Source organism: Micromonospora sp. NPDC051296 (assembly GCF_040682255.1).
In the GTDB taxonomy this organism is placed as follows: domain Bacteria; phylum Actinomycetota; class Actinomycetes; order Mycobacteriales; family Micromonosporaceae; genus Micromonospora; species Micromonospora craterilacus.
Window position 1 is genome coordinate 1 of record NZ_JBFBAO010000049.1, and the last position, 26,685, is coordinate 26,685.

Here is a 26,685-nt window from a genome sequence, read left to right on the forward strand (position 1 = left end):
CGTGCCCAGGGCGTCGAGGCGCTGGCTCCAGAAGCCCCGGTAGCGGTCCAGCCAGTGGTCCAGCTCCTGCAACGGTGTCGGATCGACGGCGTAGAGCCGCCGAGTGCCCTGCGGGCGCACGGTCGCGAAGCCGTTCTCGCGCAGCACCCGCAGGTGCTGGGAGACGCCGGGCTGGGAGATGCCGAACTCGCGCTGCACGATCGCGCCGACCTCGCCGGCCGACATCTCGCCGTCGGCCAGCAGCTCGATGATGCGCCGGCGGACAGGGTCGCCCAGGATGTCGAACGCGTGCACGGGTACGACAATATCAGACAGGGGTTATAGAAGCGGCAGGTTCGGCTGTCGTTGTTCCGTCGACGCCGATCCAGATCGCCGGCCGGCGATGAGCACGGGTGGTGCCGGGAGGGGGAATGGTGTTCGGACCGGAGCACGCAGAGGTGTACGAGGCGGCGTACCGCGGCCGGGGCAAGAGCTGGCAGGCGGAGGCGGCCGACGTGGCGGACCGGATTCTCGCCGTGCGTCCGGGGGCGACCCGGCTGCTCGACGTCGGCTGCGGCACCGGGGCGCACCTGGAGACGTTCGCCGGCCGGTTCGCCCACGTCGAGGGCGTGGAACTGGCCCCGCCCATGCTGGAGCTGGCCCGTCGCCGGCTGCCCGAGGTGCCGCTGCATGCCGGTGACATGCGCGACTTCCGTCTCGGCGTCACCTTCGACGCGGTGACCTGCCTGTTCACCGCGATCAACTTCCTCGGCACGCTGGCCGAGATGCGGGCCGCCGTCGCCGCGATGGCCGCGCACCTCACGCCGGGCGGCGTGCTGGTGCTGGAGCCGTGGTGGTTCCCGGAGCAGTTCATCGACGGTTACGTTGGCGGCGACCTGGTGCGGGAGCCGGATCGCACCGTGGCCCGGGTCTCGCGCTCCACCCGGCAGGGTCGGGTGACCCGGATGGAGGAGCGTTGGCTGGTGGGCGACGCCTCCGGAATCCGTGAGTTCAGCCAGGTCGGCCTGCTCACGATGTTCACTCGCGAGGAGTACCTGGAGGCGTTCGCCGCCGCTGGCTGCGAGGGCTCGTACGAGGCGGGCTGGTTGACCGGCCGAGGGCTTTTCGTGGCTACCCGTACCGGTGGGTACGCCACCCGGGGAACGGGCTGACCGTATCGCCTCCTCGGCGTCGAACCCCCACTTTACGGAGCGTCGAACCGGCCGATAGGACGGTGACCGCGCCATTGTTGGCGTGTCATTGTCGCATTGGCTGCAACCAATTCGCAAGGTGCCGGAAATTTGCGTGGCAAGACGGATTGGTCCCGTTTCGTTGGCAGATATGAGTCGGAAATGTTACCCGACTCGCCGGGTGCGGCCTTCTCATCCGAGGAGCGACGTGACACACACTGACGCACGACCGCACCAGCTGCCAGCACTTACCGGATACCGCTTCTTCCTCGCCCTCACCGTGGCGACGGTTCACCTCATCTTCACCTCCCAGCTCTTCGCCAACGACGCGCTGCAACTCGGGTTGGGGCTCACCACCCCGCTGGCGTCGGCCGCACTGGCCACCTTCTTCACCCTCAGCGGGTTCGTCCTGACCTGGTCGGCGCCATCGGGGGACACGGCCAGGCGGTTCTGGCGCCGCCGGTTCTGGAAGATCGTGCCGCTGCACGTGCTCGCCTGGGGCGTCGCCGTGGTGTTCGTCCTGGTCGCCACCGCGCCGTCACCGGTCAGCGGCTTCTCCGCCGACCTCGAGCCGGGACCGGCGGTGGCGAGCCTGCTGCTGGTGCAGGGCTGGGTACCTTCCTGGGACTACCTGTTCTACCTGAACGCGCCGGCCTGGTCGATCTCCACCGAGGCCTTCTTCTACCTGCTGTTCCCGTTGCTGCTGCCGCTGGTCCTGCGCATCCCGACCGAGCGGCTGTGGCGGTGGTGCCTCGCGATCGTCGGCGGGATCCTGCTGATCTCGGCGCTGAGCCCGCTGCTGCCCGGCGCCCCCCAGCTGAGCTGGCTGCCGTTCAACCTCAACGAGTACTGGTTCGTCTACACCTTCCCGCCGGTGCGGCTGCTGAACTTCCTGCTCGGCATGGTGCTGGCGCGGATCGTCCAGGCCGGGCGGTGGCGACGGGTCGCCCGCTGGAAGCTGATCACCGGAACGATCCTCGCCTTCCTGGTGACGCCGATGCTGCCGTTCACCTTCATCTTCAGTGCCGCGCTGTTCCTGCCGCTGTTCGCGCTGGTCGCGAACCTGGCCCAGGCGGACCTGGAGGGCCGCGGACGGGTGCTGCGCTCCCGTGCGCTGGTCCTGCTGGGCGACGCGTCGTACGCGCTGTACATCATCCATTTCCCGATCATGCTGATCATCCGGCACCTGGTCGGCGCGGACCAGCGGTTCGGCGCCGGGGCGGGCTTCCTGATCGCCGGCGCGATGCTGCTGGCGTCGATTGCCGTCGCGATCGGCCTTCACCGGTGGGTGGAGGAGCCCCTGCGCCGCCGCTACGCCAAGGCCCGCACCGCCGGCCGTCGGCCCGACCTCGATTCCGGCCCCGCCACCGTCCTGCCCCAGCAGGCCTGACCGCACCCGCCTTCCCGGCCCGGGACGCCTCACGGGCCGGGAAGGCGGGTGCCGCACCCAGGCCCTCGGCCCAGGCCCTAACGGACGACCAGCCCGTCGTCGGCCTGCGCCGTCCACCACGGGTTGCGCCGGGCCCACTCGACCGTCGCGTGCAGGCCGCTCTCCAGGGGCGTCTCGGCCCGCCAGCCGAGCAGCGCAGCGGCCTTGGCGCAGTCCGGAACGCGGCGCGGGATGTCCTGGTAACGGGCGCCCAACCCGGCCCCGGTGTCCGCCGTCAGCGCCGGTACCGGCACCCCCGCCACCACTCCGGCCAGCCGGATCGCCTCGGCCACGGTCGTCTCCACGCTGCTGCCGATGTTGAAACACTCGCCGACCGCCCGGGGGTGCGCGGCCGCCAGCAGGGTCGCCTCGGCCGCCTCGTCGACCCAGGTGAAACAGCGGGTCTGCCGGCCGTCGTCGTACACCACCGGCGGGTCGCCCCGCAACAGCCGGGCAATCGTCCGGCTCAGCACGTACGCCGGCCGCTGACGCGGGCCGTAGACGTTGAAGTAGCGCAGCACGGTGACCGGCAGGCCCTCCTGCCGGTGGTATGCGAACGTCAGGTGCTCCGCCGCCGCCTTGCTCGTCGAGTACGACCACCGGTCGGTCGCCGTGCTGCCGAGCACCCGGTCGTCGTCCTCCCGCCACGGCACCCGCGGGTTGCGCCCGTACACCTCGCTGGTGCTGGAGACCAGGACCCGGGCCCCGGCCCGCAGTCCCGCCCGCAGCGCGTTGCGGGTGCCGTCCACGTTGATCTCCACCACGTCGAGCGGCCGGGTGAGGTAACGGTCGACGCCGACCACCGCCGCGAGATGGTAGATCTCGTCAACGCCGGTGGCGGCGGCCGCCAGCGCCCCGGCGTCGCGGACGTCGCCGCGCACGTGCCGGACACCGGCGGCCACGTCGGCCAGGTCCGGCGGCGGATCGGCGGGATCGTAGACGACGACCTCGTCGCCGCGCCCGATCAGACGCTGTACGACGTGACCGCCGACGAAACCGAAGCCGCCGGTGACCAGAGACCTGGGCACTGTCTCACCTCCCGATACCGCGATAGGCGAAGCCGAGCCGATGCAGCTCGCGGATGCGTGCCGGCGCCAGGTGCATGCGCCCGTCGAAGACCAGGCAGGGGCTGTCCACCCGATTGGTCAGGGCGCCGAAGTCGAGTTCGTGGAACTGGCGGTGCCCGGCCAGGAAGGCCAGACAACCCGCCCCGGCCACCGCCTCGTCCAGGCTCGCCGCCGGGGTGAGGTCGAACCGGGCCGCGATCTCCGCCGGATCGGCCAGCGGGTCGAAGACCCGGATCCGGAAGCCGGCCTCGCGCAGCGCCGACACCACCCCCCGGACCGGGGTGTTACGGACGTCGCCGGTGTCGTTCTTGAACGCCGCGCCGAGCACGGCGACCGTGGTGTCCGACCGGTCCCGGCCGAGCTTGAGCAACTCGTCGGCGATCAGCGAGGCGGTGTAGCGGGGCATGTCGTCGTTGACCGCCCGGGAGGTCTCCACCGTACGCAGCGGCACGCCCCGGCTCCGGCCGTCCCGCCAGGCCATCCACGGGTCCTTGGTCAGGCAGGAACCGCCGACACCCACCCCGGGCATCAGCAGGTTCACCATGCTGCCGCCCTTGGGCAGGGTGTTCGCCGCGCCGATCACGTCCAGGACGTCAACGTCGAGCGCCGCGCAGTACCGCGCCAACTCGTTGGCGATCGCCACGTTCGCGTCGATCCACCAGTTGGTGGCCAGCTTGACCACCTCGGCAGCCTCGGCCGACGGCACCTGGTGGACGTCGACGCCCAGGGCGGAGCGCCAGAAACGTTCGGCCGCCGCGGCCGAACGGGGACCGATCCCACCCACCACCACCGGGAGGGCGCGCACCTGGGCCAGGGCCACCCCCTCGGCCAGCCGTTCCGGGCAGAAGGCCAGCCCGAAGTCGCATTCGCGCACCAGCCCACCGCGCTCCAGCAGGGGCGCGACGAGGGTCCGCGTGGTGCCGGGGGAAACCGTCGACTTGACGATCACCAACTGCCCGGCGTGCAGCCGCCCGGCCATCTGCTCGCAGGCCGCCACGAGCTGGTCGGTGACCATCTCGCCACGCGGGTCGGTCGGCGTGCCGACGGTCACCAGCACCACGTCGACCCCGGTCACCGCGTCGTACGACGTGCTCGCGCTCAACCGTCCGGCGGCGGTGAGGTCGGCGACGGCGGCGGCGAGGCCGGGCTCGGGCAGCCGGCAACGGCCGGCCCGCAGGTCGGCGACGGTGGCGGGGTCGCTGTCGATCGCCACCACCTCGGCGCCGCGCTCGGCGAGAGCGACACCCAGGCAGGTGCCGACGTAGCCGGCGCCGGCGACGGCGACCCTCAGCGGGGACGCCCGGCCGAGGTCGGGAACTAACGGCATGATCGCCCGGCACCGCCTTCCTGTTCGTGGCCTCGTGGTTCCGTCACCACCGTGCGGAGCTGCCCGTACGGCCGGGTCAGGCGGAGGCCGCAGTGGCCAGCGTGCGGCGACCGAGCGGCCGGGACCGTCCCGACCAGCGGCTCGACCCGGACCGCCCGGTGAACGTCTCGACCAGCCGGCACACCGGTCCGATCGCCAGCGCCGGCGGGTCGGTGGGCCGGGGCGGTTCGACCTCGATCCGGGCGCTCGCCCGGCCGTCGCGGGGCAGCAGCAGGTCCGCGGCGCCGACCAGGTAGCTGGTGGGCTCCTCGTCGACGAGGGCACGGGCCACCGTGCTGTGGCTGCGGACCAGGACCGCCCGGGCGTGGTACGCGCCGGGACGGGCCACCACCGGCACGCCCGCGCCACCGGCCGAGACCGCCCAGGCCGTCGGCGAGTCGGTGGCCTCCCCCTGGGGGCGCAGGCCCACCAGGACGAGGTCGCCGGGTGCGCTGTCCGGCAGGTGCAGCGTCAGCCGGGGGCGGATGACCTCGCTGGTGACCTTGCGTAGCGACTCCGCCAGTACGTGGCAGGGCCGCCCGGCCAGCAGCCGTGCCAGCTGGCGGAAGTGCCCCGGCGAGGTACCGACGAGGCGGGAGAACTGGGTGGTGAACGTGCCGGCGCTGGTGTAGCCGACGTGACCGCTGATCGCGGTCACCGTGAGGCCGGAGTGCAGCAGCATCCGGCGCGCCTCCGCCATCCGCAGCGCGGCGAGGAACCGGGCCGGGGTCATCGAGGTCACGTCCCGGAAGAGCCGGTGAAAGTGGAACGGGCTGAAGGGGACCACCCGGGCCAGATCGGCCAGCTGGAGTGGCTCGGCGAGATGACCCCGCATGTAGTTGATGGCCCGCGCCGCGGCAGCCTCGCGGGAGTGGTCGATCGTGCTCCGCGTAACGCCTGGCGTCGATTTCACAAGAACTCCCTGGGCAGTCGTTCGGGCACCGTAGTGGAGTGTGCGGGGTCGTCCTTGAAGTTTTCTTGATGCCCAGGGTGCCGTGGTTGTCCCGCAATTCGGGAACCAGCCGAGCAAGATGAGAGAAGTAACTCCGATGACCGCCGTGAAACATGGTTTGGGTACTGGCACGGCGACGAAGGCTCCGGTCGGGGGGCCAGTTTTTTCGTGGAGCCTATTTGTCAACCGGGCCGGACTCATTGCAGATGACGCGCGTCAGGAGTACGCCATGCCCGTCAATTGGCGAACCATTCGTCAATACCTTCTGACACCGGCAATGGCCGAGACCAGCTTCGCCACCCGAGGTTTCCAGGCTCGGGACGAGGCCAGCCGCGAACGGCTGGAGTCCGCCGGCGCACACTTCCTCACCGGCTTCGGACATGCCATGGGCGAGCGCGGTCCCGCCGAGACCACGGACCGACTCGAGACCGTCGAGCGGGACATGCGCGGCTTCGCGTACGAGGGCGCGGCGATGGGCTTCGCCATCCTGGACGGGTTGACCGGCGGCAGTCGGGTGGCCCGTTTCCTGGCCGGACCGGCCGACCGGCACGTCTACATGGTCCACGTCGGAATGGGCTGGGCGATGGCCCGGCTGCCGCGCTGGCGTCGGCGGGCCGTCCAACCGACCGACCGCCTGCTGGGCTGGCTCGCCCTCGACGGGTACGGCTTCCACCAGGCCTACTTCCACACCGCGCGCTACGTCCGGGAGCACCACCGTGGCCACGTCGGGCCGTGGCCGGGAGATCCGGCCGGGCGGTGGACCGGCCAGGTGGTGGACCAGGGCATCGGCCGGGCGCTGTGGTTCGTGGCGGGTGCCGACCCGGACCGGGTGGCCGACACGGTCGACCGGTTCCCCGCCGAGCGGCGCGAGGACCTGTACAGCGGCACCGCGCTCGCCGCCACGTACGCCGGCGGCGCCCCCCGCGAGGCGTTGCTCCGGCTGGCCGAACTTGGTGCGGCCTACGCGCCGGCGATGGCCCAGGGCAGCGCGTTCGCGGCCCAGGCCCGGGGGCGCGCCGGCCTGACCACGGAACACACCGGGGTCGCCACCGAGGTCTTCTGCGGCACGCCTGCGGCGCAGGCGGCGAAGGTCACCCAGACCGCGCTGGACGGCCTCGACCACGACGGGCCGGTCCCGGCCTACCTGGTGTGGCGGCAGCGGATCGCCGAGCAGTTCGTGACCTTGGGGAGGTGCTGACCCTTGTCGGCAATATTGAGAATGCTCCGCCGGCAACTGGCCGGGGTGGTCGCGCTGGTGCTGCTCATCGGCACCTACGTGGTCGTCCGGCTGCCGGAGGCGAGCGCCGACGAGCGGCGTGAGATGTCCCAACCCTACCGGTTCACGCCCCTGTCGCTGTCCATGCCGGGCGGTCTGCCACAGCAGTCGATCCGCCAGGTGAACGGCGCGTACCAGCACCTGGCGGCGTGGATCTCCTCGGTGGGCGCGGGCATCGCGATCAACGACCTGGACGGCGACGGGCTCGCCAACGACCTGTGCATCACCGATCCCCGCATCGACCAGGTCGTGGTGTCTCCGGCACCGACCGTCGGCGCGGACCGCTACCAACCGTTCGTGCTGGACCTGGCACCGTTGCCGACCAACCCGCACATCGCCCCGATGGGCTGCCTGCCCGGCGACCTCAACGGCGACGGCCGCACCGACCTGCTGGTCTACTTCTGGGGCCGGACGCCGGTGGCGTTCCTGGCCCGGGCCGACGCGACCGGCCTGTCCCGGGACGCCTACCAGGCGGTCGAGCTGCTGCCCGACCTGGTGCCCGCCGGAGCCACCTACACCGGCCCGAAGTGGAACACCAACGCCGCGACGCTGGCCGACTTCGACGGCGACGGCAACCTGGACGTCTACATCGGCAACTACTTCCCGGACAGCCCGGTCCTCGACCCCGGTGAGAACGGCGGGGTGGCGATGAACCGGTCGATGTCCAACGCCCTCAACGGCGGCGAGGACCACATGCTCCGGTTCACCGGCGGCACCGCCGGCACGGCGCCGAGCGTCTCGTACGCCGAGGTGCCGGACCTCTTCGCGACGGACGTGTCCCGGGGCTGGACGCTGGCGGCCGCCGCCAACGACGTCGACGGCGACCTGCTCCCCGAGCTGTACATCGCCAACGACTTCGGGCCCGACCGGATGCTGCACAACCGCTCGGAGCCGGGCAAGATCGCCTTCGCGCTCGTGGAGAGCAAGGGACTGCCCGGGTTGACGCCCAAGTCCAAGCGGGTCGGGCACGACTCCTTCAAGGGCATGGGCGTCGACTTCGGCGACCTCGACGGCGACGGACTGTTCGACCTGTACGTCGGCAACATCACCACGTCGTTCGGCATCCAGGAGAGCAACTTCGCCTTCATGAACACCGCCAAGGACGTCGACGAGCTGCGCGCCGCGCTGCTGGACGGGACGGCGCCGTGGAAGGACCGCAGCGCGGAGATGGGCCTGGCGTGGAGCGGCTGGAGCTGGGACGTGAAGATCGCCGACTTCACCAACCGGGGCCGGCCGGACATCGTGCAGACGGCCGGCTTCGTCAAGGGCGAGGTCAACCGCTGGGCGCAGTTGCAGGAGACCGCCACCGCCAACGATGAACTGCTGGCCAACCCCCGGTGGTGGCCCCGGGTCGAACAGGGCGACGACATCGCCGGAGGTCAGCACCTGGCCTTCCACGTGCAGAGCGCCAACGGCCGGTACGAGGACCTGAGCGTCGAGCTCGGGCTCGCCGACCGGGTGCCCAGCCGGGGCATCGCCATCGCCGACGCCGACGGCGACGGCCGGCTCGACTTCGCGGTGGCCCGGCAGTGGGACGCGCCGGTCTTCTACCGCAACGACAGCCCGGACACCGGGGCCAACCTCACGCTTCGGCTGCTGCACGAGCAGGAACCGGCCACGGACCCGCTCGCCGGTGCCGGATCGCCGGTGGTCGGCGCGCAGGTCCGGGTGAGCACGCCGGACGGGCGGGTGCTGATCGACCGGGTCGACGGCGGCAGCGGCCACTCCGGGCGGCGCAGCAACGAAGTCTCGGTCGGCCTCGGCAACGTGACCGGTCCGGTCACCGTGCAGCTGAGCTGGCGCGACCGCAGCGGCACACCCCGGGAGCAGGAGCTGCGGCTCACTCCCGGCCGACACACCCTCGCCCTCGGTACCCAGGCTCGGGAGGTCTCGCGATGACGCAGCAACCGATGCAGAAGGACCCTCGGATCGTCACCGCGCTGCGCAGGTTCGCCATCTCCATCACGGTGCTGAACGTCTTCGGGTACACGGTGCTCGGGTTCGAGCAGGCCTGGGCCTGGCCGCTGATCGCGGTGGCCGTGGGCTACGGCGTCGAGATCCTGCTGGAGACGATCGGCGCGCGGGCCGAGGAACGCCGGCCGCGCTATCTCGGCGGCGGCGTACGGGGATTCGTGGAGTTCCTCTACCCCGCGCACATCACCAGTCTCGCCGTGAACATGCTGCTGTACGTCAACGACCGCCTGCCGGTCATGCTCTTCGCGGTGGCCATCGCGATCAGCGGCAAGTGGCTGCTCCGCGCCCCGGTCAACGGCCGGCTGCGGCACTTCATGAACCCGTCGAACTTCGGTATCGCGATCGTGCTGCTGCTGTTCCCCTGGATCTCCATCGCCCCGCCGTACCAGTTCACCGAGAACCTCACCGGCATCGGCGACTGGATCGTCCCGGCGGCGATCGTCGTCCTCGGGACGATGCTGAACGCCAAGCTCACCGGCCGGATGTGGCTGATCGCCGGCTGGCTCGGGGTGTTCGTCCTGCAGTCGGTGTTCCGCGGTCTGGTGCTGGACACCTCCATCCCGTCCGCGCTGGCCACCATGACCGGCGTGGCGTTCGTCCTGTTCACCAACTACATGATCACCGATCCGGGGACGACGCCGTCGAAGCCGCTGTCGCAGTTCGCGTTCGGTGGCGGAGTCGCCCTGGTCTACGGAGTCCTGACCGGCGCGTCCATCGTGTACGGCCTGTTCTTCGCCACCGCGATCGTCTGCCTGATCCGGGGCGGCTTCCTGTGGTCGCTGCACGCGGTGCGGCTCGCCAACCGTCCGGACCCGGCCGGCACCGGCGCCCTGGACGGCAAGGTGTCGTCCACCGTGGCACGCGAGATGGTGCGGACATGAGCGAGCGACCGCGAGCGAATCGTCAATGCAGTGCGGAGTGGGCTCAGGTCGACGCCGAGCGGAGCGAGGTGGCGGCATGAGCCGGATAGCCGTCGTCGGCCTGGCGTGCCGGTTCCCCGACGCCGCGGGGCCCGGGCAGCTGTGGGAGAACGCCCTCGCCGGACGGCGGGCGTTCCGCCGGCTGCCCGACGAACGGATGCGCGCGGAGGACTACTGGTCGGCCGATCCGACCGCGCCGGACCGCTACTACGCCGGCAACGCCGCGGTGATCGAGGGGTACGAGTTCGACCGCGTCGGGTTCAAGGTCAGCGGCAGCACCTACCGGTCCACCGACCTGACCCACTGGCTGGCGCTGGACATGGCCGCCCAGGCCCTGGCCGACGCCGGGTTCGCCGACGGCGACGGGCTGCCTCGGGAACGCACGGCGGTCGTCGTCGGCAACACGCTGACCGGCGAGTTCACCCGGGCGGGCACGATGCGGCTGCGCTGGCCGTACGTCCGGCGGGTGGTGGGGGCCGCGCTGGGCGAGCACGGCTGGGACGACAAGCAGGTGGCCGGCTTCCTCGCCGGTCTGGAGACCTCCTACAAGTCCCCGTTCCCCGAGGTCACCGAGGACACCCTCGCCGGCGGCCTGTCCAACACCATCGCCGGTCGGATCTGCAACCACTTCGACCTGCACGGTGGCGGCTACACCGTGGACGGGGCCTGTTCATCCTCACTGCTGTCCGTGCTGACCGCCTGCCGCAACCTGACCGACCTGGACGCCGACGTGGCGGTGGCCGGCGGCGTGGACCTCTCGATCGACCCGTTCGAGATGGTCGGTTTCGCCCGCACCGGCGCGCTCGCCAGAGAGGAGATGCGCGTCTACGACCGCCGCTCCAACGGGTTCTGGCCGGGCGAGGGCTGCGGCATGGTGGTGCTGATGCGGGAGCGGGACGCACTCGCGCAGGGCCGCCGCATCTACGCCACGATCGCCGGGTGGGGCGTCTCCTCCGACGGGCGCGGCGGCATCACCCGGCCCGAGGCGAACGGCTACCGGCTGGCGCTGCGCCGCGCGTACCAGCGGGCCGGCTTCGGGGTGGACACCGTGCCGCTGTTCGAGGGGCACGGCACCGGCACGGCGGTGGGCGACGCCACCGAACTGAAGGCGCTCGGCGCCGAACGGCGGGCGGTCAACCCGGACGCCGACAGCGCGGCGATCGGCTCCATCAAGGGCATGATCGGTCACACCAAGGCGGCGGCCGGCGTCGCCGGCCTGATCAAGGCCGTGCTGGCCGTGCACCATCAGGTCATCCCGCCGACCGTCGGCTGCGTCGACCCGCACGTCGAACTCGCCGGCGACCGGCCGGCGCTGCGCGTCGTCCGCCAGGCCGAGCCGTGGCCGGACGGTGCCCCGCAGCGCGCCGGCGTCACCGCGATGGGGTTCGGCGGTATCAACACCCACCTGGTCGTCGACGGGCCCGTCCGGCCCCGCCGCCGCGCGCTGGACCGGCGTACGCGGCAGCTCGCCCGGTCGGTGCACGACGCCGAGCTCCTCCTGGTCGACGCCGACACCCCGGACGCGCTGCGGGACCGGCTGGAGGGGCTGCGGCCGGTGGTGGCCGGGCTCGCCTTTGCCGAGCTGGCCGACCTGGCGACGACCCTGCACCGGGCCCAACGTGGGCGCGGGTACCGCGCGGCGGTCGTGGCCCGCTCGCCAGGGGAGGCCGAGCGGGCGCTCGGCACGGCTGCGGCGGTGCTCGCGCCCGGCGGCCCCGGCGTGCTGGTCGACGCGGCCCGGGGCGTCTTCGTCGGGCGGGCCACCCGACCGGTGCGCATCGGGTTCCTCTTCCCCGGTCAGGGCTCCGGTCAAGGCTGGGGCGGCGGCGCGCTGGGCCGGCGCTTCACCGAGGTCGACGACGCCTGGCGGGCGGCCGGTGACCTACCGGTGGGGGACCGCGCCGCAACCGCGTCCGCCCAGCCCCGGATCGTCACCGGATCGGTCGCCGCGCTGCGCGTCCTCGGCGCGCTCGACATCGACGCCACCGTCTCCGTCGGGCACAGCCTCGGCGAGCTGACCGCCCTGCACTGGGCGGGCTGCCTGGACGAGGACGAGCTGCGTGAGCTGGTCGCCGCCCGGGGCGAGATCATGGCCACCCGGGCGCGACCCGGCGCGATGGCCGGCGTCACCGGTGACCCGGACGAGACCGCCGCCCTGCTCGCCGGCACGGGCGCGGTGATCGCCGGCTACAACGGGCCCCGGCAGACGGTGGTGGCCGGCGACGACGACGCCGTCGGCGAGGTGGCTCGGCGGGCAGTGCTGGCCGGGCTGGCCTGTACCCGGCTGAACGTCTCGCACGCCTTCCACTCGCCGCTGATGGCACCCGCCGCCGCCGCCTTCGGCGAGCGGCTGCGGTCGTGCCGGTTCGGGCCGCCGCTGCGCCGGGTGGCCTCGACGGTGACCGGGGCGGTCCTGCCGCCGGACACCGACCTGGCCGGCCTGCTGCACCGGCAGATCGAGGCGCCGGTGCGTTTCACCTCCGCGCTGGCCTGCGCCGCCGCCGAGGTCGACCTGTTCGTCGAGGTCGGTCCGGGGCAGGTGCTCACCAGGCTGGCCCGCGACCAGGTGCCGGATCTGCCGGCGCTGGCCCTGGACACCGACGCCGAATCGCTGGCCGGCCTGCTCGCCACCGTCGGCGCGGTGTACGCGCTGGGCGGCCCGGCCGCGTACCCGGCGCTGTTCGAGGACCGGCTCACCCGGCCCTTCGACCCGCAGCGACCCCGGACCTTCTTCGCCAGCCCGTGCGAGTCCGCCCCCCAGGTGGCGGCGGCGGTAGCCGCCGAGCCGGTCGCGGCGGCCCCCGCTGCCGACGTCGCGCTTCCGGCCGGCACCGGCGTGCTGGAGCTGGTACGGCAACTCGTGGCGCAGCGCGCGGAGCTGCCCGTGGAGGTGCTCGACGACGACAGCCGGCTCCTCGACGACCTGCACATGAGCTCGATCACCGTCGGGCAGCTCGTCAACGAGGCCGCCCGCGCGATGGGGCTGTCCGCGGTCGCCGTGCCGACGAACTTCGCCACCGCCACCGTGCGGGAGATGGCCGAGGCGTTGCAGGCCCGGGAACAGGAGGGCTCACCCGAGCGGCCCGATCTCGTCGCCGGGGTCGCGCCCTGGGTGCGTACCTTCGTCGTCGACCTGGTCGACGAGCCGCTGCCGCTGGCCGAGCCGGCCGGCGGGCGGGGGCGGTGGGAGGTCTTCGCCAGTCCCGGCCACCCGCTCGCCGACCCGCTGCGTCGCGCGCTGGAGGAGGCCGGGCTCGGCGGCGGGGTCCTGGTCTGCCTGCCGGACGACCCCGACGACGCGCACCTGGGCATCGCCGTACGCGGGGCCCAAGCCGCCCTGCGCCAACCGGCCGGCGGCCGGCTGGTGCTGGTGCAGCCGGCGGCCCGGGGTGGGGCGCTGGCGAAGACCGCCCGGCTGGAGGGCGACCGGCTGCGTACGACGGTGGTGACCACCCCGCTCGGACCGGCCGCGGTGGCCTGGGTGCTGGCCGAGGTGGCCGCCACCACGGACTTCACCGAGGTGACGTACGACGGGGCGGGCGTCCGCCGGGTGCCGGTGCTGCGGCCGCTGCCGGTCGATCCCCGGCCGGGACCGCTGCCGCTGGGGCCCGACGACGTGCTGCTGGTGACCGGTGGGGGCAAGGGCATCACCGCCGAGTCGGCGGCGATGCTGGCCCGGGAGAGCGGCGCCCGGCTGGCGGTGGTGGGTCGTTCCGACCCGGCCACCGACGAGGCGCTGGCCGCGAACCTGTCCCGGCTCCGCGAGGCCGCCGGCGACCTGCGTTACCTGCGAGTCGACGTCACCGACTCCACCGCGGTGGCCGCCGCCGTCGCCGACCTCACCGCCGGCTGGGGTCCGGTGACCGCGGTGCTGCACGGTGCCGGGCTGAACACTCCCGCGGCCCTCGGCGACCTCGACGAGGCCGCGGTCCGGAAAGTGTTCGCGCCCAAGGTGGGCGGCCTTCGGGCGGTCCTCGCCGCGGTCGACCCCGCGCGGCTGCGGCTGCTGGTGACGTTCGGCAGCATCATCGGACGGGCCGGCCTGCACGGCGAGGCGCACTATGCCGCCGCGAACGAGGCCCTCGCCGAGCTGACCCGGGAGGTCGCCACGAGGAACCCGGAGTGCCGTGCGGTCTGCCTGGAGTGGTCGGTGTGGTCCGGTGTCGGCATGGGGGAGCGGCTGTCGGTGGTCGAGACGCTCAGCAGCACCGGCGTCACCCCGATCAGCCCCGACGACGGACTGCGCGTGCTGCGCGAGGTGGTCGCCGACGACACGTTGCCGCCGGTGGTGGTGGTCACCGGACGTACCGGTGGGCTGGAGACCCTGCGGTACCACCAACCGGAGCTGCCCCTGCTGCGGTTCGCCGAGCGGCCACTGGTCCGCTACGACGGCGTGGAACTGGTCTGCGAGGTGGACCTCACGCCCACCACCGACCCGTACCTGGCCGACCACCGGCTCGACGGAGACCTGCTGTTCCCGGCGGTGCTCGGCCTGGAGGCCATGGCGCAGGTCGCCACGGCGCTGGCCCGTCACCGGGGAGTGCCGGTCATCGAGGACGTCCGGTTCGACCGGCCGGTCGTGGTCGACCCGGAGACCGGTGTCACGGTCCGGGTGGCCGCGTTGGTCCGGTCCGAGCAGGTGATCGACGTCGTGATCCGCAGCGCTGCGACCGGGTTCGCCGCCGACCACTTCCGGGCCCGCCTGCGGTTCGCGCCGGACGGCACGTACCCGGTGGACACCGACGCGCCGGACCCGGCGGAGCTGCCGGCGCTGCCGCTGGACCCGGCCCGCGACCTCTACGGCGACGTGCTGTTCCAGGCCGGCCGGTTCCGCCGGTTGCGGGGCTACCGGCACGTGGCGGCGCGGGTCGCCGAGGCGGAGGTGGCCACCAGCGACGCGGGCGAATGGTTCAGCCCCTTCCTGCCGGGCCGCCTCGTGCTGGGCGACCCCGGTGCCCGGGACGCGTTCATGCACGGCATCCAGGTGTGCGTGCCGGACGCGACGCTGCTGCCGGAGGGCATCGACCGGATCTGGTCGGCCGGCCCGAAGCTGTCCGCCGCCGAGACGGTGACCATGACCGCCTGGGAACGGGAGCAGCACGGCACCGGCTACGTCTACGACGTGGTGGTCCGGGACGCCGCCGGCACGGTGATCGAACACTGGACGGGGCTGCGGCTGCGTGCCGTACGCCCGCACACGCCCGCGGCCGGCTGGCCGGCGGTGCTGCTCGGGCCGCTGCTGCAACGGCGCCTGGCCGACGTGTTCGCCGGTGACGTCGCGGTGGCCGCCGCGCCCGGCGGCGGGCCGCGCGACGCCGGCGGACTGCTGTCCCGGGCGGTGGGCCGTCCGGTGGTGGTGCGCCACCGGCCGGACGGGCGGCCCGAGGTCGACCTGCCGTGCGCCGTCTCGGTGGCGCACTCCGCGTCGCTGCACCTGGCGGTGGCCGGTGACGGCCCGCTGGCCTGCGATGTGGAGCCGGTGACCGTACGCCCGGCGGACGTCCGGCGCGGCCTGATCGGCCGGCACGGTCCGCTGGCGGCGCTGCTCGTCGCCGAGGTGGGGGACCCTCCGGATCTCGCCGCCACCCGGGTGTGGTGCGCGACCGAGTGCCTGCAGAAGGCCGGGCGCACCGACGGCCCGCTGACCTTGGTGCCCGGTGCCGTCCCGGACGGCTGGGTGGTCCTGGACTCCGGTGGCGTGCGGATCGCCACCCGGGTGGTCACGGTGGCGGACACCGCGGAGCGGGTCGTGGTGGCGGTGCTCGCCGGAACGGGGAGGTGACAGGTGCCGCGCTACTACGAGTACCGCCACACCGTGGGTTTCGAGGAGACGAACCTCGTCGGCAACGTCTACTACGTCAACTACCTGCGGTGGCAGGGCCGGTGCCGGGAGATGTTCCTGTACGAGCACGCGCCGGAGGTCCTGGCGGAGCTGCGGGCCGACCTCAAGCTGTTCACCCTGAAGGTCGACTGCGAGTTCTTCGCCGAACTGGCCCCGTTCGACCGGCTCGCGGTACGGATGCGGCTGGCCGAGCTGACCCAGACGCAGATGGAGCTGGCCTTCGACTACCTGCGGATCACCGACGACGACCTGCTGGTCGCCCGGGGACGGCAGCGGATCGCCTGCATGCGCGGGCCGAACGGGCGTACCGAGCCGGCCCGCGTGCCGCCCGGCCTGGTCCGGGCGCTGTCGCCGTTCCGCGACGCCGGCGTCGGGGCGGGGTGAGGGGCGTGCGGTTCGACACGCGCCTGGTGCACGGGGGCCGCCGGGCCACGCCCGGCACCGGCGACGTGGTGCCGCCGATCCACGTCTCGACGACGTACGAGCGGCGGGCGCAGGACGACCCGCGCTACTTCTACGGGCGGGGCGAGAACCCGACCCGGGAGGAGCTGGAAGAGTGCCTGGCCGGGCTGGAGGGGGCCGAGTTCGCGACCGTCCTGTCCTCGGGCCAGGCCGCCGCCGCGACCGTGCTCTCCCTGCTGCGTCCCGGGCAGTGCGTGGTGAGCACCGACGACGTGTACTCCGGCACCGACGCCCTGTTCGACCTGGCGGCCCGGCAGGGCATCCAGGTGCGCTACGCCGACCTGACCACACCGGAGGGGATCGACGCCGCGCTCGACGAGCCGGACGTCGCGCTGGTCTGGGTGGAGACACCGACCAATCCACTGCTGACCGTCGTGGACGTCGCCGAGGTCGCCGGTCGCACGCACGAACGCGGCGCCCGGCTGGTGTTGGACAACACCTTCGCCAGCCCGGTGCTCCAGCAACCGCTGGCGCTCGGCGCGGACATCTCGCTCTACAGCACGACCAAGTCGATCGCCGGACACGCCGACGTGCTGGGCGGTGCGCTGGTCTACCGGGACGAGGATCTGCACGCGTCGTTCCGGTCGTACCGGACGGCGGCCGGCAACGTGCCGGGCGCGCTGGACTGCTTCCTGGTCCGCCGCGGCCTGCACACCCTGTCCCTGCGGGTGCACCGGCAGGTGGGCAACGCCCGGGCGCTGGTCGAGCGGCTGCGGAGCAGCCCCGCCGTCGGGGCGATCCACTACCCGGGGCTCCCCGAGCACCCGCAGCACGCCGTGGCCAAGGCACAGATGGCCGCGTCCGGCTCGATGGTCTCCTTCGACTACCTGGGTGGTCCGGCCGAGCAACTGCTGGACCGGTTCGCGTTGTTCTCCTGTGGGGTCAGCCTGGGCGGGGTGCACTCCCTGGTGGAGTGCCCGGCGCTGATGACGCACCGGCCGGTGCCGGCCGACGTCCGCGCCCGCCGCGGGATCGGCGACTCGCTCATCCGGCTGTCGGCCGGTATCGAGGATGTCCACGACCTCGTCGAGGACCTGTCCCGGGCGCTCGCCGACGGGACCTGACCCGGCGTGCCCGCCGCCCTCCGCCTGCCATGAAAGGGGACCACCGATGACCATTCCCGGTGTCGACACGACGTTGCCCATCGTCCGGGAGTTGCCCGCGCCCGGCAGCTACCTGTGCGGGCTCACCTACGACGGCGAGTTCTTCTGGCACTCCGACCAGGAGGCCGGCGAGATCTACGCGCTCGCGCCGGACACCGGCGCGGTGGTGCGCACGCTCTCCTGTCCCCGGGTACGGGCGGACCTGACGGTGGGCGGCGGTGCGCTCTGCCAGGTCGGCGGGCGGCCGAAGCGGATCCTGCTGGTCGACCCGCTCAGCGGGGCGGTCCTCGGGGAGCGGGAGGTCGCCCCGTCCAGCGGCCGGCTCTGCGGCGTCGAGACCAGCGGGGTGATGATGTGGATGGGCCTGCGTGGCCCGTCGGTGGTGCAGCTGCGCGATGTCGAGACGATGACCGTGCGGCGCGAGTTCGCGGTGCCCGGTACGCCGTCCGGCCTGACCGTGGCGGGAGATGTGGTGGTCTACGCCGACTTCGAGGGCGCGATGCTGCGGGCGGTCGACGGCCGCGACGGCACGCTGCTCGGGGAGGCCCTCGTCGACGGCCGGCCGGTGGGCCTGACCTGGGACGGCGCGCTGGTCTGGTACGCCGACTTCGCCGGCCGCCGGCTGGCGGCGGTGCGGTTGCGGGACCTGCTCGCCACCGGGACGTTCGCGGCCTCGTGAGCCGGTCAGCGGCGACCGGGCCCGCCGTCGCCGTCCGGGCCGGTCGGGTAGTCGTTGCCGGCGTACCAGTCGCCACGGCCGTCCGGCAGCAGGTCCAGCACGTTCCAGACCGGGCTGAGCAGGTCGATGCCCCGCTCGCCGCCGTCCGGGAAGCTCGCCGGGGCCGAGTAGAAGTGCCGTACCCGGTCGCCCTCGGCGCGCAGCACGCTGACCATCGGGCGCTGCGTGCCGTCCGGGTACTCGGCCCGAACGTCGGCGTTGAACGAGGTGCCGTTGCTGGACACGATCCGCAGGCCGGTCCAGCCGCGACGCCGCGCCCAGGCCCGCAGCCGGGGCAGCGGCGCCTTCGCCACCACGGCGACCGCGGTGTGCCGGAGCAGGTGCGGCAGCACGCCGTGGAAGCCGTCGACCCACAGCGAGCACATCGGGCACGCCTCGGTGGCGTCCGGGGCAAACATCAGGTGATAGAGGAACAGCGTGTCGTACCCGCCGAACACCTCGCGCAGCCGGACCTCATGGGTCGGCTCCGCCTGGTCCAGGTCGGCGGGCCCCTCGCTGAACCGGTAGTCGTCCAGCAGCGGACCCGGCGGCAGGGCGCGACGTGCGGCGGCCACCCGTTCGATGCGGTCCCGCAGATCCTGCTCGGCGGCGGCGAGCGAGCGCCGGGCGGTCGCGTACGCCTCGTCGGTGCCGACGGGCCAGCTCGGCGGTGCGGCCTTCGGGTGGACGGTCAGGTCGACCTCGGTCATCGGAATCCCCTTCGGACGAACCGGCCAACTCGGCGAAGGCTACCGGCGCGGCCGGTGCGACGACGATCGCACCACGCCGAGGCTCGCATCCGGAGTGCTTTAAGAACGCGTTGGAGCCCTGCCCATAGCCGCCGACGTTGCCCGATCAACTTGCTAATCATATAGTTGGCTGAGGCCGAGTGCTCCTTCGAGGAGAGCAGGATGACTGTCGTTCAGTTCGACTCCGCGGCCTTCAAGGCCGAGCAACGTGACACCTGGAACGCGGTCAGCGCCGGGTGGGACTTCTGGCAGGACCGGTACGAACGGGCCGCCGCGCCGGTGACCGCCTGGCTGCTGCGCGCGGCCGGACTGCGCCCGGGCGACCGGGTGCTCGACGTCGGCTGCGGCACCGGCGAGCCGGCGATCAGCGCCGGTCGGCTGGTCGCCCCGAACGGCCGGGTGCTCGGCATCGACCTCGCGCCGGAGATGGTACGCCGGGCTCGGATGTGCGCCGCCGGCCTCGACCACCCGATCGAGTTCGCCGAGTCCGACGTGGAGTCACTGGACCTGCCGCCGCGCTCGTTCGAGGCCGTGCTCAGCCGCTGGGGCTTGATGTTCGCGGTCGACCGGCACCAGATGCTGTCCGACCTGCGCTGCCTGCTGGTACCCGGCGGTGTGCTGGCCGCGGCGGCCTGGGACCCCCCGACGGCCAACCCGATGACCGCGCTGGCCTTCGGTGCGCTCGCCGCCGAGCTGCCCGGCCCACCGCCGCAGCGTCCCGGCCCGTTCAGCATGTCCGACGCCGGGCGCACCCGCGAGGAACTGGTGGCGGCCGGCTTCACCGAGATCACCACCGAGTCCGTGCCGGTCTCGATGCGTTTCGCCTCGGTCGACGAATACCTCCAGTACGCCCGGGACGTGACGCCGCCCGGCCTGCTCCGCACCGTGCGGCAGCGCCTCGGCGGTGGCGCGGAACGCGCGGGGTGGGACCGGCTCGCCGAGGCGGCCGCCGGGTACGCCGACGGCGACGGCATCGTGACCCTGCCCGGGTCGGCGCTGTGCCTGCGGGCGCGCGGCGCGCCCGACGAGGCAGGGCCGGGGAGGCCCGGATGACCGCGGAAGCCGGAAGCGCGCCGGCCCGGGTCCATTTGTCGGCGCGACACGACCGCCTGCTGCGACTTGCCCAGGCGTACGTCGACGAGGCCGCCGCCCGGGGCGAACTGCCCCACCGGGACCTGTCCCGGCTGCCCGGCACCCGGGTCCGCGTCGACCCGGAGTTCTGCCGCGAGGTGGCCCGACACTTCGACCGCGCACCCCGGCGCGCCCTCGACGCCGACCTCGCGGCCCGTTACGACCGGTTCACCGAGGAGACGCTGCGCCACTTCGCGCTGCTCGAGCCGGCCGGGCTGAAGGTCGTGCCCTGGCCCGGCCCGGGACAGCCGTACCGGGGCGCGGCGGACCTGATCGACGCCCTGGACCGCACCGGCGTGCTGTACGTCTACCTCACCAACGACGGCCACGGCCCGCACGGGCCCACGCCGGACCACCCGCTCTGCGCGCCGTCAGGGGTCACCGTCGACGGCGTCGAACTGCTGCACAACGACATCTTCCGCGTCGTGCACGACATCTTCGGCCACGTCCTGCTCGGCGCGACGATGGGGGTGGCGGGGGAGTTCCGGGCCGCCTACGGCCACATGGCGATGTACTCGCCGCAGGTGCATCCGGTCGTCTTCACCGAACAGGTCAGCCAGATCTGCTGGTTCTTCCACGGGCCGCACCTCGCGGACCGGTCCGGGCGGTGGCCCCGCCGCGGCGAGCCCGGCTGGATCCCCCCGACCGATCGGCCCTACCCGGAGCAGAAACTGTTCCCCTGCCCACCGGGTTTCCTCGGCCGCTTCACCGCGAGCTTCACGGAGGATTCACGATGACCGACACGGCTGCTCTCCCACTGGCATCGGTGCGGGCGGAGTTCCCGTTCCTCGACACGCCGGACCACGGTCCCCCGCTGGCCTACCTGGACAACGCGGCCACCACCCAGAAGCCCCGGTACGTCCTCGACGCGTTGATCGACTACTACACCACCGCCAACAGCAACATCGGGCGCGGCTTCTACGAGCTGAGTCGCCGGGCCACCACTCGCTACGAGCAGGCCCGGACGGTGGTCCGCCGGTTCCTCAACGCCGCCCACGACGACGAGATCATCTTCACCCGGGGCACCACGGACGCGATGAACCTGCTCGCCGACACCTTCGCCGCGCGGATCGTCGGCCCCGGCGACGACGTGGTGGTCACCGGCATGGAGCACAACTCGAACCTGTTGCCGTGGCGGCGACTGTGCGAGCGGCACGGCGCCACCCTGCGGGTCGTGCCCGCGTCGACCGGCCTCCCGGTCCGGCCGGAGGATCTGGCGGCCGTGCTGGGCCACCGCACCCGGCTCGTCGCGCTCACCCACGTCTCCAACGTGCTCGGCACCGTGAACCCGGTCCGGGACCTCGTCCGCGTCGCGCACGAGCGCGGCGTGCCGGTCGTCGTCGACGGCGCGCAGGCGGTCCCGCACCTGCCCGTCGACGTGCAGGAGATCGGCGCCGACTTCTACTGCTTCTCCGGCCACAAGGTGTACGGCCCGATGGGCTCCGGCGTGCTCTACGGCCGGCGCGACCTGCTGGCCGACCTGCCGCCGTACCAGGTCGGTGGCGGCACCGTGAAGGGCGTCGCCCACCATGCCCCGGTGTCGTACGTGCTGGGGCCAGCCCGGCTGGAGGCGGGCACCCCGGACATCGCCGCCGCGGTGGCGCTCGCCGCGGCACTGACCTGGCTGGACAGGCTCGGCCGGCCGGCGGTCCGGGCGCACGACGCGCAACTGGTCCGGTACGCCGTCGACGCGCTGCACAACGTCGACCGGGTGCGGGTCGTCGGCGACCCGGCCGCCGACCCGGCCGGGATCGTCTCCATCGCCGTGGACGGCCTGCACCCGTACGATGTCGGCGGTCACCTCGACCGGCACGGCATCGCCGTCCGCTCCGGCGTGCACTGCGCCAGCGCCTTCCTCGACGAGCTCGGTCTGCTCGGCACCGTGCGGATCTCGTTCGCTGTCTACAGCACCACCGCCGAGATCGACCGGGTCGTGGCCGCCCTGCGCACCGTGCGGGCCGGGGAGTGGACCACGCACTACCCCGGCATCCGGTTCCGGTGACCGCACAGGCGGCCCCGGTCGTCGAGCCGGGCTTCGACACCCTACCGGTGGACGACCTGGCCGACGCGGCACTGCGCCGGGCCCGGCTCGGCGGCGCGAGCTACGCCGACGTCCGGCTGCGCCGGGTCCGGGCGCTGCGCGAGCGGGTCCGCGACGGTCGCCCGGAGGGCACCCAGGAGAGCGTGGAGACCGGCATCGGGGTACGGGTCCTGGTGGATGGCACCTGGGGCTTCGCGGCCGGGGTCGAGCTGTCCCCGGCCGGGGTGGCCGCGCTGGCGACCCGCGCCTGCGAGCTGGCCCGTACGTTGCGCCCGTTGCGCGGTGCGCCGGTGCGCCTCGCGCCCGAGCCGGTGCCCGCCCCGGGGGTCTGGGAGTCGCCGTGCGAGGTCGACCCGTTCGGGGTTCCGGCCGCCGAGCGCACTGCGTTGCTGGCCGGGTGGTGCGCGCTGCTGCGGGACGGCGGCGCCAGCCTGGCCGAGGCGTACCTCCAGGTGTTCCGGGAGTCCACGGTGTACCACGACAGCGACGGCCGGCGGTTCCGGCAGCGGCGGACCTGGTTGCACCCGATGGTGTTCGGCTTCCGGATCGACTCCGGCGACGGCACGTTCGAGGCCATGCGGACGCTCGGGCCGCCGGCCGCTCGGGGGTGGGAGTACCTGACCGGCGCCGGCTGGGACTGGACCGGCGAGCTGTCCCGGATGCCCGGTCTGCTCGCCGAGAAGGCGGCCGCCCCCCGCGTCGAGCCGGGGGAGTACGACCTGGTGATCGACCCGACCAACCTGTGGCTGACGATCCACGAGACCGTCGGGCACGCCACCGAGCTGGACCGGATGCTCGGGCGGGAGGCCGCCTTCGCGGGCAGCTCGTTCGTCCGGCCGGACGACGTCGGAACGCTGCGCTACGGCTCGCCGGCGATGACCGTGATCGCCGACCGGACCACCCCGCACGCGCTCGCGACCGTCGGCTACGACGACGACGGGGTGGCCACCCGGTCCTGGCCACTGGTCACCGACGGTGTGCTGGTGGGGGTGCAGCATGACCGGCAGACCGCCGGCGCGGCCGGGCTGGACCGCTCGACCGGCTGCGCGTACGCCGAGTCGTACCGGCACCTGCCGGTGCAGCGGATGCCGAACGTCTCGCTCAGCCCGGCCCCCGACGGCCCGGACACCGACGAGCTGATCGGTCGGGTCCGCGACGGCCTCTACGTCGTCGGCGACAACAGTTTCTCCATCGACATGGCCCGGGTGAACTTCCAGTTCACCGCCCAACGGTTCTACCGGATCCGGGACGGTCGGCTCGCCGGCCAGGTGCGGGACGCCGCGTACACCGGGACGACGCTGGATTTCTGGCGCTCGCTGGAGGCGGTCGGCGGCCCGCAGACCTGGCTGTTGTCCGGCGCCGGTCAGTGCGGCAAGGCCCAGCCGCTGCAGATCGCCGCCGCCGGGCACGGCTGCCCGTCGGCGCTGTTCCGGGGGGTACGCGTCACCGACACGTCCACGGAGGTGACCGGGTGAGCACGCCAGGGCCACAGGAGACGGTCGAGATCGCCCTCGCCGCCGCCCGGGGGGACGCCACCGTGGTGATCGTGGAGCGGGGCGGCGACCGCTATCTGCGGTGGGCCGACAGCGCGCTGGTGGGCGCCGGCGACGGTGACGAGCATCGGGTGTCGGTGGTGTCGGTCGTTGCTGGCCGGGTGGGTGCGGTGTCGGTGTCCGGACCGGTGGACCGGGCGGAGGTCGTCGGCATGGTGCACGCGGCCGAGGCGTCGGCCCGGCAGGCACCCCCGGCGCCGGACGCGCGGCCGCTGCCCGAGCCCGGCGCGGCGTCGCCGCACTGGGACGACCCGGTCCAGGCCCCCGCACCCGGCGTGCTCTCCGGCCTGGTCGACCAGATCGCGACCGGGTTCGCGCGGGCCGAACGCAACGGCCAAGTCCTGCACGGGTACGCCGAGCACCGGTCCCGGACCACGTTTCTCGGCACCTCCACCGGGGTGCGGCTACGGCACGACGAGCCCGCCGGGCACCTGGAGCTGACCGCCCGTGACGCGACCGGCGCTCCGGTGTGGATGAACGCGGTGACGCCGGACTTCGCCGACGTGTCCGTGGCCGCCCTCCAGGACGAGCTGGACCGGCGGCTGCGCTGGGGGCGGCGGCGGGTCGAGCTGCCGCCCGGTCGGTACGAGTGTCTGGTGCCGCCGAGCGCCGTCGCCGACCTGATGAACTACGCGTACACCACGGCGGGTGCCGGGGCGGCTGCGCAGGGACGGACGGCGTACAGCCGGGCCGGTGGCCGTACCCGGATCGGGGAGACGGTTGCCGGGGTGCCGCTGACGCTGCGCAGCGACCCGATGGCCGGCGGGTTGCGCTGCGCGCCGTTCCTGGTCGCGGCGTCCTCGACCGGGACGCGGTCGGTGTTCGACAACGGCCTGCCGCTCGGCCCGACCTGCTGGTGGGACCGGGGGCGGCTGCGCTCGCTGGTGCACACCCGGGACAGCGCCGACGAACTGGCCATGCCGCTGACCCCGGTGGTCGAGAACCTGATCCTGGAGGGGCCGCCGGGTGGTGGCGACGACGCGGACCTGCTCGCCCGGACCCGGCGCGGCCTGCTGCTCACCAGCCTGTGGTACATCCGCGAGGTGGACCTGGCCACGATGGCCCTGACCGGGCTGACCCGTGACGGCGTCTACCTGGTCGAGGAGGGCGAAGTGGTCGGCGCGGTGCACAACTTCCGCTTCAACGACAGCCCGCTGGCGATGGCCATGCGGGTCACGGAGGTCGGTCGCGCCGTGCCGACCCGGGCCCGGGACTGGGGCGACGCGGTGGCGCACACCGCCATGCCGATGCTGCGGGTACCCGACTTCAATCTGACCGCCGCGACGGCCGCGGTCTGACCGCCTGCCCGACGGCGGGCAGCTTGGTAACGAAACTAATAGCGTCTGTGGGATGTGCGCGCCGAGGGATCTGGCGCGCCGATCCGAAGATCAGCCTTTGGCCATGAGTGAAACCGGACATCAATTCGCAAATGATCAATGGAGGCCGATTGACGGCCACTTTAGAAATCGATAGCGTTTGGGCAATGGTCCTCCGGTCGAGAGGCGTCACAAAGGCGTCGAGGCATCCGGGGCATACAGGGAGGTGGAGCCGTGACTGACACGGCGAGAGAGACCTACGAGTCGCTCAACATCGAGCCGAAGCCGCTGCGGCCGCACATCCTGGCTGCGGCGACGGTCGTCTTCGGCGACGACTACTACGGCGGTCGGCGGGAGACGATCAACCTGTCGGGCTTCGTGCAGATGAACAAGTGGCCGATGCCAGGGTTCAAGCACACCGTCGACGAGGACGGCACGGCGAGCTTCGACCTGGAGCTCATCAGTGCCCCCGAGGTCGGCATCAAGGGGTTCAGCTACACGCTGAACGACCGGATCCAGATCCTGTCGAACCCCTACCTGCCCAACACCGGCCACATCAAGCAGATCGTGCCCGGTAAGAACTTCCCCGCGGAGTTCTACATCCGTCGGTTCGGCATCCTGGAGACCAGCACCATGCGGCTGGCCCACCGGGGCGTCATCGACGTCAAGGGGATCGTGGACGGCCTGCCGCCGTACAAGACCCCGCTCACCTCGCCGTTCCTCGGTCGCCCCTACGGCGACCAGGGCGAGGTCATGCCGGCGCACAACGTGGTCCGGGGCACCAACCTGCCGGCCGCGTGGTACCCGTCGAACGACGAGAACGAGGCCGTCGGCAACACGCCGAGCGCCTTCTTCGCGTCGAGCATCGGCCCGTGCGTCTCGATGCTGGTCGACCCGTCGATCATCATCCAGGCCTCGACCGAGGCGAAGATCAAGGTCGAGGTCAACGGCCGTACCGAGGAGATCGAGCTGGCCGGCGACTACCCCCTGGCCGCCGGTGCCGAGATCCTCCTCTTCGGCCCGGAGAAGCACGACCAGGGCTCGGGCGTGCTGGCCCAGCTCGCCCGCGTGGCGCTGGTGGGCAACAGCCCGGCGCTGGGTGGCAAGGTCATGCTGCGGGCCAGCTTCTTCACCGTCTCGGGCGGCCAGCTCGGTGAGGGTACGGAGGACAGCCTGAGCACCCTGCGCTACCCGGGTGAGCTGCACTTCGACGCCCACTTCGAGGTGGTCACCCCGACGGCGACGCTGTACGCGGCGGCCCCGGTGCACCTGAGCGGCAGGCTCAAGGACATCGAGCCGACCGGCACGGTGCTGACGGCGGACCACGCGGACGCCGCGCTGCGTACCAACGACGGCGAGGTCCGTGCCCGCCTGACCGGCGTGCAGATGAAGTTGGCCGACGCGCTGGTGGGCTCCGAGGCCTACGTCAGCGCGTGACGGGTTGCTAGTGCCGTAGAAGAAGACGTCGTCCCGGGTGACATTCCGTCACCCGGGGCGCCGTCACTCTCCAGGGGTGGCAGTTATGTTCGAGCGGTTCACCGACCGAGCGCGACGGGTTGTCGTCCTGGCCCAGGAAGAGGCCCGGATGCTCAACCACAACTACATCGGTACGGAGCA

General features: G+C 72.8%; 20 protein-coding genes. 15 read left to right on the plus strand and 5 right to left on the minus strand.

The features are described from left to right. Positions 1 to 294: metalloregulator ArsR/SmtB family transcription factor (locus AB0M52_RS08235; RefSeq protein ID WP_363950551.1), on the minus strand; the 294-nt coding region annotated here is incomplete at its 3' end. Positions 295 to 413: 119 nt separating this feature from the next. Here AB0M52_RS08235 and AB0M52_RS08240 point away from each other — a divergent pair. Both AB0M52_RS08240 and AB0M52_RS08245 read left to right on the plus strand, forming a co-directional pair. Then, on the plus strand, positions 414 to 1,151 hold the full coding sequence (locus AB0M52_RS08240; RefSeq protein ID WP_363950594.1) for a class I SAM-dependent methyltransferase: 738 nt from the start codon (positions 414 to 416) through the stop codon (positions 1,149 to 1,151). A gap of 226 nt (positions 1,152 to 1,377) precedes the next feature. Then, positions 1,378 to 2,559 (plus strand): acyltransferase, encoded by a 1,182-nt coding sequence (locus AB0M52_RS08245; protein ID WP_363950553.1) that lies wholly within the window; start codon positions 1,378 to 1,380, stop codon positions 2,557 to 2,559. A gap of 77 nt (positions 2,560 to 2,636) precedes the next feature. Here the strand turns inward: AB0M52_RS08245 and AB0M52_RS08250 are convergent, their stop codons facing one another. The 3 genes from AB0M52_RS08250 to AB0M52_RS08260 form a co-directional block, all read right to left on the minus strand. Further along, positions 2,637 to 3,626: an NAD-dependent epimerase/dehydratase family protein gene (locus tag AB0M52_RS08250; RefSeq protein WP_363950555.1), complete on the minus strand. Its 990-nt coding sequence runs from the start codon at positions 3,624 to 3,626 to the stop codon at positions 2,637 to 2,639. 4 nt (positions 3,627 to 3,630) lie between these two features. Next, positions 3,631 to 4,992 carry a nucleotide sugar dehydrogenase gene (locus AB0M52_RS08255; protein ID WP_363950557.1) on the minus strand — a complete coding sequence of 454 codons (1,362 nt, stop codon included), beginning with the start codon at positions 4,990 to 4,992 and terminating at the stop codon, positions 3,631 to 3,633. Positions 4,993 to 5,068: 76 nt separating this feature from the next. Then, positions 5,069 to 5,866 carry an AraC family transcriptional regulator gene (locus AB0M52_RS08260; protein ID WP_363950596.1) on the minus strand — a complete coding sequence of 266 codons (798 nt, stop codon included), beginning with the start codon at positions 5,864 to 5,866 and terminating at the stop codon, positions 5,069 to 5,071. Between the two features lie 346 nt (positions 5,867 to 6,212). Here AB0M52_RS08260 and AB0M52_RS08265 point away from each other — a divergent pair, with 346 nt between their 5' ends. The 7 genes from AB0M52_RS08265 to AB0M52_RS08295 all read left to right on the plus strand — a co-directional run bounded on the left by AB0M52_RS08265 (position 6,213) and on the right by AB0M52_RS08295 (position 18,239). Continuing rightward, complete coding sequence (locus AB0M52_RS08265; RefSeq protein WP_363950559.1) at positions 6,213 to 7,181, plus strand: DUF1702 family protein; 969 nt, start codon at positions 6,213 to 6,215, stop codon at positions 7,179 to 7,181. A gap of 3 nt (positions 7,182 to 7,184) precedes the next feature. Further along, positions 7,185 to 9,158 (plus strand): CRTAC1 family protein, encoded by a 1,974-nt coding sequence (locus tag AB0M52_RS08270; protein ID WP_363950562.1) that lies wholly within the window; start codon positions 7,185 to 7,187, stop codon positions 9,156 to 9,158. Continuing rightward, positions 9,155 to 10,114 carry an enediyne biosynthesis protein gene (locus AB0M52_RS08275; protein WP_363950564.1) on the plus strand — a complete coding sequence of 320 codons (960 nt, stop codon included), beginning with the start codon at positions 9,155 to 9,157 and terminating at the stop codon, positions 10,112 to 10,114. Before AB0M52_RS08270 ends, AB0M52_RS08275 begins: the two co-directional genes overlap by 4 nt. A 76-nt stretch (positions 10,115 to 10,190) precedes the next feature. Beyond that, positions 10,191 to 15,935: an SDR family NAD(P)-dependent oxidoreductase gene (locus AB0M52_RS08280; protein ID WP_363950567.1), complete on the plus strand. Its 5,745-nt coding sequence runs from the start codon at positions 10,191 to 10,193 to the stop codon at positions 15,933 to 15,935. A 3-nt stretch (positions 15,936 to 15,938) separates the two neighbouring features. Beyond that, on the plus strand, positions 15,939 to 16,379 hold the full coding sequence (locus tag AB0M52_RS08285) for an acyl-CoA thioesterase (RefSeq protein ID WP_363950570.1): 441 nt from the start codon (positions 15,939 to 15,941) through the stop codon (positions 16,377 to 16,379). Between the two features lie 5 nt (positions 16,380 to 16,384). Further along, positions 16,385 to 17,521, plus strand: a complete 1,137-nt coding sequence (locus AB0M52_RS08290; RefSeq protein ID WP_363950573.1) for a PLP-dependent aspartate aminotransferase family protein — start codon at positions 16,385 to 16,387, stop codon at positions 17,519 to 17,521. Positions 17,522 to 17,567: 46 nt separating this feature from the next. Beyond that, a complete protein-coding gene (locus tag AB0M52_RS08295) occupies positions 17,568 to 18,239 on the plus strand; it encodes a hypothetical protein (protein ID WP_363950576.1) in 672 nt (223 codons plus the stop codon). Between the two features lie 5 nt (positions 18,240 to 18,244). Here the strand turns inward: AB0M52_RS08295 and AB0M52_RS08300 are convergent, their stop codons facing one another. Further along, positions 18,245 to 18,988 (minus strand): DUF899 family protein, encoded by a 744-nt coding sequence (locus tag AB0M52_RS08300; protein WP_363950579.1) that lies wholly within the window; start codon positions 18,986 to 18,988, stop codon positions 18,245 to 18,247. Between the two features lie 201 nt (positions 18,989 to 19,189). On the opposite strand from AB0M52_RS08300, the gene AB0M52_RS08305 reads away from it, so the two are divergent. The 6 genes from AB0M52_RS08305 (at position 19,190) to AB0M52_RS08330 (ending at position 26,505) form a co-directional block, all read left to right on the plus strand. Beyond that, the gene (locus AB0M52_RS08305; RefSeq protein WP_363950582.1) at positions 19,190 to 20,080 is read left to right on the plus strand and encodes a class I SAM-dependent methyltransferase; all 891 of its coding nucleotides are present in this window, start codon (positions 19,190 to 19,192) and stop codon (positions 20,078 to 20,080) included. Continuing rightward, complete coding sequence (locus AB0M52_RS08310) at positions 20,077 to 20,895, plus strand: crotonobetainyl-CoA--carnitine CoA-transferase (protein ID WP_363950585.1); 819 nt, start codon at positions 20,077 to 20,079, stop codon at positions 20,893 to 20,895. The genes AB0M52_RS08305 and AB0M52_RS08310 overlap by 4 nt, the downstream gene beginning before the upstream one ends. Then, a complete protein-coding gene (locus AB0M52_RS08315; protein ID WP_363950587.1) occupies positions 20,892 to 22,160 on the plus strand; it encodes a cysteine desulfurase in 1,269 nt (422 codons plus the stop codon). Before AB0M52_RS08310 ends, AB0M52_RS08315 begins: the two co-directional genes overlap by 4 nt. Next, on the plus strand, positions 22,124 to 23,674 hold the full coding sequence (locus tag AB0M52_RS08320) for a TldD/PmbA family protein (protein ID WP_363950589.1): 1,551 nt from the start codon (positions 22,124 to 22,126) through the stop codon (positions 23,672 to 23,674). Before AB0M52_RS08315 ends, AB0M52_RS08320 begins: the two co-directional genes overlap by 37 nt. Then, positions 23,671 to 25,050, plus strand: coding sequence for a metallopeptidase TldD-related protein (locus tag AB0M52_RS08325; protein WP_363950591.1), 1,380 nt, complete (start codon positions 23,671 to 23,673; stop codon positions 25,048 to 25,050). The genes AB0M52_RS08320 and AB0M52_RS08325 overlap by 4 nt, the downstream gene beginning before the upstream one ends. A 252-nt stretch (positions 25,051 to 25,302) precedes the next feature. Then, the gene (locus AB0M52_RS08330; RefSeq protein WP_111211634.1) at positions 25,303 to 26,505 is read left to right on the plus strand and encodes a DUF6004 family protein; all 1,203 of its coding nucleotides are present in this window, start codon (positions 25,303 to 25,305) and stop codon (positions 26,503 to 26,505) included. The last annotated feature ends 180 nt before the right edge of the window (positions 26,506 to 26,685 follow it).